The organism is Streptomyces sp. NPDC037242, from assembly GCF_055604165.1.
The window spans coordinates 154,909-165,519 of sequence record NZ_JBVJUY010000020.1; the positions used below are offsets into that span (position 1 = coordinate 154,909).

The following is a 10,611-nucleotide window of genomic DNA, read 5'->3' on the forward strand; positions in this document are numbered from 1 at the left end:
GCATGCCCGAGCTGCCGGAGGTCGAGGCCCTGAGGGAGTTCCTCGACGCGCACCTCACCGCGCGGGTGGTCGAGCGAGTCCTCCCGCTGGCCGTCAGCGTGCTCAAGACCTACGATCCGCCGCTCACCGCCCTCGAAGGACAGCCGGCCGGGCCCACCGCCCGGTACGGCAAGTTCCTGGCCGTCGCGATCGGAGATCTGTACCTCGTCACCCACCTGGCCCGGGCCGGCTGGCTGCGCTGGCAGGACTCCCTGCCCGCCCAGCCGCCCCGCCCGGGCAAGGGGCCGCTGGCCCTGCGCCTCGTACTGGAGGGCGGCGGCGGGTTCGACCTCACCGAGGCGGGTACGCAAAAACGCCTCGCCGTGTACGTGGTCCGCGACCCCGCGCAGGTGCCCGGCATCGCCCGCCTCGGGCCCGACCCGCTGGCCCCCGGCTTCGACCGCGCGGCCTTCGCGGCGCTGCTCGCGGGGGAGCGGCGCCAGATCAAGGGCGTACTGCGCGATCAGAGCGTCATCGCCGGCATCGGCAACGCGTACAGCGACGAGATCCTGCACAGGGCGCGCGTATCGCCCTTCAAGCTGGCCGCCTCCTTCGACGAGGGCCAGGTCGCCCACCTGTACGCGGCCGTCCAGGACACCCTGCGCGAGGCCGTGGAGCGGTCGCACGGAGTGGCGGCGGGCCATCTCAAGGCCGAGAAGAAGAGCGGGCTGCGCGTGCACGGCAGGACCGGCGAGCCCTGCCCGGTGTGCGGGGACACCGTCCGCTCGGTGTCCTTCGCCGACTCCTCGCTCCAGTACTGCCCCACCTGCCAGACCGGCGGGAAGCCCCTGGCCGACCGCCGGCTGTCCCGGCTCCTCAAATAGCCCGGCCCTGCGTAGACTCCGGCCCCATGGCCGAGGAGCAGCAGTCGCCGCCCCGGCGGGAGATCGTCACCGGGGTACCGCGCGGCACCCGCCGGCGGCCGCCCGCGCACGCCCCGGCCCGCTCCGAGATCTCCGAGCAGACCACGCTCGGCGCGACCTACGTCCGGGCCCTGATGCGCAGCCAGTTGCGGGCCGCCCTCGGCGCACTGGCCGCCCTCGCCCTGCTGGTCGGGACGCTGCCGCTGCTGTTCCTGCTGCCGGGCACCGCGTCGGGTCCGCTGGTGTGGGTGGCGCTGGGCCTGCTGGTGTACCCGGTGCTGTGGCTCATCGCGCGCTGGTACGTGACCCGGGCCGAGCGCAACGAGGCCGATTTCACCGGCCTGGTCACGGACCCCTCCGATGCTCCGGCGGGGCCGCGCCGGGCGGACCGTCCGTAGCGCTTCAGAACAGGTGCATGGCCAAGTGGCCGAGGGGGAGTCCGAGTTGCCAGGCCGGGGTCCAGACGCGGGCGTTCTCGTCCAGTCCCGGCGGGGTGTCGGCGTGGCCGTGGCGGCCCGGGTCGAGGTTGGTGGCGAACAGTTCGGTGCGGTCCAGCCAGTTCCATGCGGCCCGGGCGAGCTCCAGGTCGGGGTCCTCGCCGCGGCCGCGCTCCCTGGCCTCCTCGCCCAGCGCCAGGAACCGGGTGTGGACCCAGTCGCGCCAGGGGTGGCCGTACGCCGTCAGCGAGAGCCATTCGTCGAGCTGGGAGACCACCCGGATCCCGGAGAGCTCGCCGGCGGCGTCGGAGAGGTAGATAGTGAGCGCGAGCGTGTCGCGGCCGGCGCGGAACTCCAGGGTGCTGACCGGGATCAGCCGGCCGGTGCGCAGCAGTTCGTCGGCGATGTACTCCGCGTACAGCCACGCCATGGGCACCGCGAGCCCGCCGTCACTGGTGCCGTTCATACCCTCGGGCTGCACCGTTCCACCTTCTCCCGCGCGTCGAGCATTCCCGTCGTCAGCCAAGAGCCTTCACCGAGTGGCTCGCGGAGCGGGGGATGTTTACTCAACTTGAACGGTCTGATGCCGATTTCGATGCGGTTCATGTCCGATTGGGGTGCATTCCGTTCGCCGGCTGAGTGCTCTCAGGCGCCGAGCCCGTACCCGTACCCTTGGAGTCCCTTCTTGAGGGCGCGCAGGGCGTAGTAGGTCCGGGATTTGACCGTTCCTGTCGGAATCCCCAATTCCGCTGCGGCCTCGGCCACGGAGCGGTCCCGGAAGTAGACCTGCATCAGCACCTCCCGGTGCTCAGGCCCCAGACACCCCACCGCGCGCCGCACGTCGATGGCCGTCACCGAGCCGGCCACCGCGTCCTCGGGCGACGGCGCCTGCTCCAGCCCCTCCGGGTCCACCTCCAGCGGCCGCGACAGCCGGGCCCGCCGCGCGTCGATCGCGAGGCGCCGGGCCACGGTGAACAGCCAGGGCCGCAGGGATTCGTGACCGCTCGCCAGGACCTCCGGATGCTGCCAGACCCGTACGAGCGTCTCCTGTACGAGGTCCTCCGCGCGCTGCGCGTCCCCGGCTGTGAGGCCGAGGAGGAATCCGAACAGAGCCCGCCCGTGTTCGCGCTGGAGTTCGGCGAGCGTCTCGGGGTCCGTGCGTTCGAGGGTGGGGGAGAGGGGCACGAGGGGCTCCTTCCAGGGGGCCGTCCGGGTCCGACGCGTCAACCCTGACCTGCACCGGGCCGCCCGGGAACCGTCCGGCCCCGGCGGTGCGCCCAAGCCCCCGGGTCGTCCGGTGGGCGGCCGCGCGCGGCGACGAACGGTCGAACGGCGCGGCGAACGGCCAATGGGGTGAGGCTCGGGCCGGCGGCGGGGCCGTCTCTTGACTTGGGACTCCCACTTCTATGGATTGCAGGTAATCGGATAGTCCTACTTAAAGAGAGCCGGGACAGATGACCACGTGCACCCCTCGCACCCGTCGCACCCGCCACGCCGCCCTCGCGCTCCTGTCCGCCGCCCTGCTGTCGGCGACCGCGGCCTGCTCCACGGCCGGCGACTCCGCACCGAACCGCCTCGGGAGCCCCCGCCAACCCGGCTCCGGACCGGGCTCCGGTCCGCAGGCCTCCCCCAGCGCCGGGGCCCCCGCCACCGCCGCCGGCCGGGGGTTCACCCTGGTCGCCAGCGGGGACGTCCTGCCGCACGACTCCATCATCAAGCGGGCGGCGGCCGACGCGGAGGGCTCCGGATACGACTTCCGGCCCATGTTCTCCGGTGTCAAACCCCTGGTCACGGCCGCCGATCTGGCCCTCTGTCACATGGAGACCGTCTACGGCGAGGACGGCGGTCCCTTCACCGGCTACCCGGCCTTCCAGTCCCCGCCCGAGGTCGCCGACGCGCTGAAGGACGCCGGGTACGACGGCTGCTCCACCGCCTCGAACCACACCCTGGACGACGGGGGCGACGGCCTGAAGCGCACGCTCGACAAGTTCGACAAGACCGGCCTCAAGCACGCCGGTTCCGCCCGCACGGCGGCCGAGGCCGCCACGCCCACGATGTACACGGCGGGCTCCGCCAAGGTCGCACACCTCGCCTACACCTACGACACCAACGGCTACCCGCTCCCGGAGGGGCAGCCGTGGGCCGTCAACCTGATGGAGCGCGAGAAGATCGTCGCCGACGCGCGGGCCGCCCGGAAGGCAGGCGCGGACGTGGTCCTCGTCAGCCTCCACTGGGGCACGGAGTGGCAGACCGAGCCGGACGAGAAGCAACTCTCCCTCGGCAAGGCGCTCACTGACTCGCGGACCGGCGCACGCCCCGACATCGACATGATCCTGGGCACCCACGCCCACATCCCGCAGGCCTACGAGAAGGTCAACGGGACATGGGTCGTCTACGGCATGGGCGACCAGGTCGCCGGCGAGATGTTCAACTACTCGGGCGCGCGGGACATGCGCGGCAACTACGGCTCGATCGGCCGCTTCACCTTCGCCCCGCCGGCCGCCGCCGGGCAGCGCTGGCAGGTCACCAAGGCCGAGTTCGTGCCGCAGATGATGGACCTGTCCGCGGGCAAGGTCGTCAACCTGCCCGCCGCCCTCGCCAAGGACCCCGGCCAGGACGAGTACCAGGACGCCCAGGACACCGTCACCGAGGCCGTCCTCAGCCGCGGCGCGGCCAAGGACGGGCTCACCATGGCCGAGTAGCGCGCGCCCGGCCGGTCGCGGACACCGCTACGGGACACCCGCTACGGGACGACCGTGACCGGCCAGCGGCCCGCCTTCACCAGGCGGACCGCCACCGAACCCACGATGCGGTGGCCGGCCTGCTCCGAGGCGCCGACCACCACCGCGTCCGCCGTCAGCTCCTCCGCCGCGCTCACCAGGCCGGCGTACGGGTCGCCGCGGAAGGTGTGGAACTGCCAGCGCACGTCGTAGACGCCCTTGAGGCGCTCGGCCGCCTCCCGGATCTCCGCCACCAGACCCTCGGCGATCTCCCCGGTGGTGTCGGCGACCGGCGCGCCCAGCGAGGCCCCGGCCGGCATCACCGGCTGTACGTACACCAGCGCCAGCAGGGCGTTCTGCCGCCGGGCCAGCCCCGCCGCGTACGCCGCGGCGCGGAGCGAGGACTGCGACCCGTCGACCCCGGCGAGGATCACCTTCGGACCGTCCGTACCGCGTTCGAATCCCGTGTTCACGTGCTCAGTCACCCTCCCGAGGCTATCCGGCTCGGCGCGCGGACCGGCGCATGCCTCCCTACAGTGCGAACCATGAGTGCCACCGTGGAGGAGACGCGCGGGACCCGGAACCGCTTCCTGAACCGGGTGCCCGACGCCTTCGGCGCGTTCTTCGGAACGCTCGGCCTGCTGTGCGCCGTCCTGGCGCTCTCCCCCACACTGCGGCGGCTGCTGAGGCACATCGTCCGCTTCCTCGACGAGATCGTCGTACCCGTCAGCGCGAACCTCGCGTACGCCGTCTTCCTCTTCCTCCTCGCCGCAGCCCTCGGCACCCGCAAGAAGGTCGCCTGGTGGATCGTCGTCACCTATCTGGCCCTGCTGGTCCTCGTCGACGTGCTGACCATGGCCGTCGGGGACTACTGGATCGGCGTCCCCTCCATGGCGCTCGCCGTCGCCGCCCTCGCGGTGCTGATCGCCGCCCGCAAGGAGTTCTACGCCGCCTCCCGCCCCGGCGCCCTGTGGCGGGCCATGATGGTGCTCGGCCTGGGCCTGCTCGCCGCAGTGCTCCTCGGCTGGGGGCTCGTCGCGCTCTTCCCCGGCACCCTCCCGCGCGGCCAGTGGCTGGACTGGGCCGCCAAGCAGGTCTTCGGCGGCCTCTTCTCGGCCCGGCAGTTCGACGGCCGCCCGCCCCGCCCGCTCTACTTCCTGCTCGGCCTCTTCGGCGCCCTCGCCCTGTTGAACGCCGCCTCCGCCCTCTTCCGCTCCCAGCGGCTCACCGCCGCCCTGCACGGGGACGAGGAACCCCGCATCCGCGCCCTCCTCGGCGCCTACGGGCGGGCCGACTCCCTCGGCTACTTCGCCACCCGGCGCGACAAGGCCGTCGTCTTCGCCCCCAATGGCAAGGGCGCCGTCACCTACCGCGTCGAGGCCGGAGTCTGCCTCGCCAGCGGCGACCCGGTCGGCGACCCGGCCGCCTGGACGCCCGCCATCGACGCCTGGCTCGCCGTCGCCCGCCGCTACGGCTGGCAGCCCGCCGTCATGGGCGCCTCCGAGGAGGGAGCGACCGCGTACGCCCGCTCCGGACTCAGCGCCCTGCAACTCGGCGACGAGGCGATCCTGCACGTGGCCCACTTCGACCTCGACGGCCGCGACATGCGGGTCACCCGCCAGGCCGTCAACCGCGTCCAGCGCACCGGCGCCACCACCGTGATCCGCCGCCACTCCGCCCTCACCGAGGAGGAGATGCGGCTCATCGTCGACCGGGCCGACAAATGGCGCGACACCGAGACCGAGCGCGGCTTCTCCATGGCGCTGGACCGGCTCGGGGACCCCGACGACGGCGACTGCCTGCTCGTCGAGGCCTTCGACGCCCAGGGCGAGCTCATCGCCCTGCTCTCCTTCGTGCCCTGGGGCAAGGACGGTATCTCCCTCGACCTGATGCGCCGCGACCGCTCCGCCCCCAACGGGGTCATGGAGTTCATGGTCGCCCAGCTCTGCGCCGCCGCGCCGGGCCTGGGCGTGCGCCGGATCTCCCTCAACTTCGCCGTCTTCCGCTCCGCCTTCGAGGAGGGAGGCCGGATCGGCGCCGGCCCCGTCCTCAAGCTGTGGCGCAAGCTCCTGCTGTTCTTCTCCCGGTGGTGGCAGCTGGAGGCGCTCTACCGCTCGAACGTCAAGTACGGCCCCGAGTGGTACCCGCGGTTCCTCTGCTACCAGGACGCCGGCTCGCTCGCCCGGGTCAGCCTCGCCTCCGGCATCGCCGAGGGGTTCGTCTCCGTGCCCAGCCTGCGCAAGCTGTGGGGCAACGGCCACCCCAAGGGCCTCACCGCCCCCGCCAACACCGCGGGCCTGCCGTCCATCGACTCGCTCGGCCTGGAGCTCGTGGGGGAGGAGGGCGAGGCCGCCCGGGGCGAGCGGCTGCCCGAACAGGTCCGCGTCCGGCACGACAAGCTGGAGCGGATCCGGGCCGCGGGCACCGACCCGTACCCCGTCGGCATCCGGCAGCGCACCCACACGGTCGCCGAACTGAAGGCCGCCCACCCCGGGTACCCGCCCGGCACGCGGACCGGCGAACAGGTCACCCTCGCCGGGCGCGTGATGGTCGTGCGCGACCTCGGCGGCGTGGTCTTCGCCGTGCTCCGCGACTGGTCCGGGGACGTCCAGCTGATGTTCACGCGGGACGAGGCCGGGGCCGCGGTACTCGACTCCTTCACCTCCCAGGTCGACTTCGGCGACCACGTCGTCGCCGGCGGCGAGGTCGGCGCGAGCAAGAGCGGCGAACTGTCCGTCGTGGTCCGCTCCTGGCAGCTCACCGGCAAGTGCCTGCGACCGCTCCCCGACAAGCGCAAGGGTCTCGCCGACCCGGAGGCCCGGGTCCGGCGCCGCTACCTCGACCTGGTCGCCAGCCCCGAGGCGCGCGACGTCGTGCGGGCCCGCTCCAGCGCGGTGCAGGCACTGCGCCAGGGCCTGCTGGAGCGGGGCTACCTGGAGGTCGAGACGCCGATGCTCCAGCAGATCCACGGCGGCGCCAACGCCCGGCCGTTCCGCACCCACATCAACGCCTACGACCTCGACCTGTACCTGCGCATCGCACCCGAGCTGTACCTGAAACGGCTGTGCGTGGGCGGCATGGAGAAGGTCTTCGAGATGGGCCGGACCTTCCGCAACGAAGGCGTCTCCTACAAGCACAACCCCGAGTTCACGATGCTGGAGGCCTACCAGGCCTTCGCCGACTACGACGTCATGCTCGACCTCACGCGCGAGCTGATCCAGGGCGCCGCCACCGCCGCCTTCGGCTCGCCCATCGCCCACAAGGCGGGCCCGGACGGCAAGCTCGTCGTGCACGACATCTCCGGGGCCTGGCCGGTCAAGACGATGTATGGGGCGATCAGCGAGGCCCTGGGCGAGGAGGTCGACGCGGACACCGGGGAACAGGTGCTGCGACGGCTGTGCGACCGGGCGAAGGTGCCGCACACCCCCGAGAACACGCGCGGCGACGTCGTGCTGGAGATGTACGAGCGGCTGGTGGAGGAGCGGACCAAGCTGCCCACCTTCTACAAGGACTTCCCGACCGACGTCTCGCCGCTCACCCGGCAGCACCGCAAGGACCCGCGGCTCGCCGAGCGCTGGGACCTGGTGGCCTTCGGCACCGAACTGGGCACCGCCTACTCCGAGCTGACCGACCCAGTGGAGCAGCGGCGCCGGCTGACGGCCCAGTCGCTGCTGGCGGCAGGCGGCGACCCGGAGGCGATGGAACTCGACAACGACTTCCTGGACGCACTGGAGTACGCGATGCCGCCGACCGGCGGACTGGGCATCGGCGTGGACCGGCTGGTCATGTTCCTCACGGGTCTGACGATCCGCGAGACGCTTCCGTTCCCGCTGGTGCGCCGCGGCTGAACGGGTGAGGGGGAGGGGGAGCGTCCGCGCCTCTCGACATCTTCGGCGATGTCGTTGATACGTAGTAGTAATGAAAAATGACGAGCCGACAGTAGGGCGACGCGTGCTCCTGCGCTCCGCCGTCTTCCTCGGAGTCGCTGCCGCCGCCGGTCTGATCACCACCGGAAGCGAGGGCGGCGCACCCGACCCGGGCTCCGGCCTCGGCGCGGGGCTGGGCGCCGGATCGGGGCCGGGTCCCGGCGCTCCGGGCGCCCCCGTGGCCGGTGCGCCCGGGCTGCGCGCCCAGGGGCTGTCCGAGAAGTCCTACCGGCTGCGGCCGATGACCGCCGAGGCCCCCGCCAGGCCGCCCGCCGCCCGCCCGGCCGTCCGGACCCGGCCGATCCTGGAACTCCCGGCCGGCGCCTCGGCGAGCGACATGGTGCTCACCTTCGACGACGGCCCCGATCCCCGCTACACCCCCGGGATCCTCGATACCCTCTCCCGGTACGGCGTACGCGCCATGTTCTTCGTGTGCGGGGAGATGGCGGGCGAGAACCGGGACCTGGTGCGCCGGATGGCCGCCGAGGGCCACGTCATCGGCAACCACACCTGGACCCACCCGCTCATCCCCAAGCTCAGCCGGCCCGCCCTCGCCTCCGAGATCGGACGCACGAGCGAGGTCGTACAGCGGGCCGTGGGGGAGGCGCCCCAGTGGTTCCGGGCACCGTACGGGGCGTGGAACCGGGCCGCGTTCGAGATCGGGGCCGAACTGGGCATGGAGCCGCTCGCCTGGACCGTGGACAGCCTCGACTGGAAGGAGCCGGGCACGACCGCGATCGTCTCGCGGATCCTCAAGGGCGCGGCCCCCGGCGTGATCGTGCTGAACCACGACGCGGGCGGCAACCGCTCGCAGAGCGTCCAGGCCCTGTCCTCGTACCTGCCCCAACTGCTCGCACGCGGCTACCGCATGACCCTGCCCGTGCTGCCGCCGCGCTGAGGATACGTTCCCTCGGTGCGGCGGCAGCGGGGGGCGGCGGCGCTGGTGGGGCGGCCCGTCAGCGGGTCGCCACCATGCGGGCGAAGACCACGACGTTGCCGTCGTAGCCCTTGGCCTTCGAGTAGCCGCCGCCGCACGTGATCACCCGGAGCTCCGGCTGGCCGGTGTCCCCGTACACCCGGGCTCCGGGGAACGTCTCCTTCGAGAACACCTCGACGCCGTACACCTCGAACACCGCCGTGCGCCCGTCGTACCGATCCACCTCGATGTGGTTGCCCTTCTGCACCGAGCCCAGGCCGTAGAAGACCGCCGGGCCCTGCGCGTTGTCCACGTGGCCCACGAGCACCGCCGAGCCCGACTGGCCGGGCGAGATGCCGTTGAGGTACCAGCCGGCCAGGTTCGGATCCTGCGGCGGCGGCGCGTCGATGTAGCCCTGCGCGTCCAGCCCCACCGTCATCACCGGGGCATCCACCTTGATCGCCGGGATCCGGATGCGCTGGACCGACGAGTGCTCCAGCAGCTCCAGGCCCGGCGGCGGCGCGGGCTGCTCCGCGGCTCCACCGGGCTGCTGATCGGACTGCACGGACACCGCCGCCGCGGCGGCCGGCTGCGGCGGGCCGTCGTCCACGCTGGCCCCGTTGCGCATCATGGCGAGGCCGCTGAGCATGACCAGCGCGATGGCTCCCCAGGGGGAGCGCCTCCTCGATGGCCTCTCACTCTCGTCCTCGGTCATGGCTCTCCCTTCCCGACGCGGGGGTCCCGACCCGCGTTCTTGTCCCACCCCTGTACGCCCTACTTCACGCACGCTAAGGGTGCGCGCGTGGGACGGCGATCGGTGGAGGGCGAACGGGTGGTGGGGCCGGAAGGGGTGCGCCCATCCAGGTAATCGTCACATAAATGCCTGACAGGTCGTGACCTGCGGATCCGTCAGCAGACCCGTCCGCTCCTCGGCGTGTCGCTCAACCGGGCGGCCCAAAGGTGGAAATGCGCTGGTTGCGAGTCGACGTGAGGGTTCGTCATGGGAGGCGTTCTCGTCGATCTGCCCGGGCCACCGCTCCGGGGCGCTTCCCGCTGGAGGTTCCACCATGCGTGTTCTCCGCGCTCTCACCGTGACCGCGGCGGCCTGCGCCGCGATCGGCCTCAGCGCTCCGTTCGCCACCGCGAACCCGGCAGGCGGCCCGCCATCGGGCGGAAACGGCGGTCCCAGCAACGTCACGGTCAACCCGTACTCCGTGCACCAAGGCGCCTCGATGCAGGTCAGTGCCGCAGGCTGCGGCCACGGCGGCACGGTCTGGTCGCACGGCAACTTTCCCCAGACGAACCTGTCGGCCGGCTCCATCGGGTTCGCGACCGTCCGGATCTTCAATCACGCCTCGCCCGGCCACCACACGCTGTCGGTCAAGTGCCACGACAACAGCCTGGTCGCCACGCACCGATTCACGATCCTCCCCGGCAACGGTGCACAAGGCGGCATCGGTGGCTCCTTCGGCCCGTCCGCCGCCGAGACGGCCATCGGCGCGGGCCTCGTCGGGGCGGCGGCGCTCGGCGCCGGCGCCCACGTGATCCGCCGGCGCCGCCCGATCCGCGGCCGGGCCTGATCGGCCGACCTCCCCGGTCGACCCGGAGAACCGGCGGGGGGGGGGGGGGGGGGGGGGGGGGGGAGAGGGGGGGGAGGGGGGGGTGGGGGGGGGGGGGGGGGGGGGGGGGGGGGGGGGGGGGGGGGGGGGG

Annotated in this window: 10 protein-coding genes; 6 read left to right on the top strand and 4 right to left on the bottom strand. The window is 72.7% G+C overall.

The annotated features are described in order from the left end of the window. The first annotated feature begins 2 nt into the window (after positions 1-2). The gene (locus ACZ7GJ_RS23860; RefSeq protein ID WP_470754499.1) at positions 3-863 is read left to right on the top strand and encodes an Fpg/Nei family DNA glycosylase; all 861 of its coding nucleotides are present in this window, start codon (positions 3-5) and stop codon (positions 861-863) included. Positions 864-889: 26 nt separating this feature from the next. Next, positions 890-1,300: a hypothetical protein gene (locus ACZ7GJ_RS23865; protein WP_470754500.1), complete on the top strand. Its 411-nt coding sequence runs from the start codon at positions 890-892 to the stop codon at positions 1,298-1,300. Between the two features lie 4 nt (positions 1,301-1,304). Here ACZ7GJ_RS23865 and ACZ7GJ_RS23870 read toward each other — a convergent pair whose 3' ends face one another. Both ACZ7GJ_RS23870 and ACZ7GJ_RS23875 read right to left on the bottom strand, forming a co-directional pair. Further along, a complete protein-coding gene (locus ACZ7GJ_RS23870; RefSeq protein WP_365927394.1) occupies positions 1,305-1,805 on the bottom strand; it encodes a hypothetical protein in 501 nt (166 codons plus the stop codon). Between the two features lie 179 nt (positions 1,806-1,984). Beyond that, the gene (locus ACZ7GJ_RS23875) at positions 1,985-2,524 is read right to left on the bottom strand and encodes a sigma-70 family RNA polymerase sigma factor (protein WP_470754501.1); all 540 of its coding nucleotides are present in this window, start codon (positions 2,522-2,524) and stop codon (positions 1,985-1,987) included. A gap of 269 nt (positions 2,525-2,793) precedes the next feature. Here ACZ7GJ_RS23875 and ACZ7GJ_RS23880 point away from each other — a divergent pair, with 269 nt between their 5' ends. Next, positions 2,794-4,041, top strand: coding sequence for a CapA family protein (locus ACZ7GJ_RS23880; protein WP_470754502.1), 1,248 nt, complete (start codon positions 2,794-2,796; stop codon positions 4,039-4,041). Between the two features lie 41 nt (positions 4,042-4,082). Here the strand turns inward: ACZ7GJ_RS23880 and ACZ7GJ_RS23885 are convergent, their stop codons facing one another. Continuing rightward, on the bottom strand, positions 4,083-4,544 hold the full coding sequence (locus ACZ7GJ_RS23885) for a universal stress protein (protein WP_470754503.1): 462 nt from the start codon (positions 4,542-4,544) through the stop codon (positions 4,083-4,085). Positions 4,545-4,604: 60 nt separating this feature from the next. On the opposite strand from ACZ7GJ_RS23885, the gene lysX reads away from it, so the two are divergent. Continuing rightward, complete coding sequence (gene lysX, locus ACZ7GJ_RS23890; protein WP_470754504.1) at positions 4,605-7,907, top strand: bifunctional lysylphosphatidylglycerol synthetase/lysine--tRNA ligase LysX; 3,303 nt, start codon at positions 4,605-4,607, stop codon at positions 7,905-7,907. Positions 7,908-7,977: 70 nt separating this feature from the next. Next, a complete protein-coding gene (locus ACZ7GJ_RS23895; protein ID WP_470754505.1) occupies positions 7,978-8,883 on the top strand; it encodes a polysaccharide deacetylase family protein in 906 nt (301 codons plus the stop codon). A gap of 58 nt (positions 8,884-8,941) precedes the next feature. Here the strand turns inward: ACZ7GJ_RS23895 and ACZ7GJ_RS23900 are convergent, their stop codons facing one another. Continuing rightward, entirely contained in the window at positions 8,942-9,616 is a 675-nt protein-coding gene (locus tag ACZ7GJ_RS23900; protein ID WP_470754506.1) for a class F sortase, read from the bottom strand. Between the two features lie 352 nt (positions 9,617-9,968). Here ACZ7GJ_RS23900 and ACZ7GJ_RS23905 point away from each other — a divergent pair, with 352 nt between their 5' ends. After that, a complete protein-coding gene (locus ACZ7GJ_RS23905) occupies positions 9,969-10,481 on the top strand; it encodes a hypothetical protein (protein WP_470754508.1) in 513 nt (170 codons plus the stop codon). The last annotated feature ends 130 nt before the right edge of the window (positions 10,482-10,611 follow it).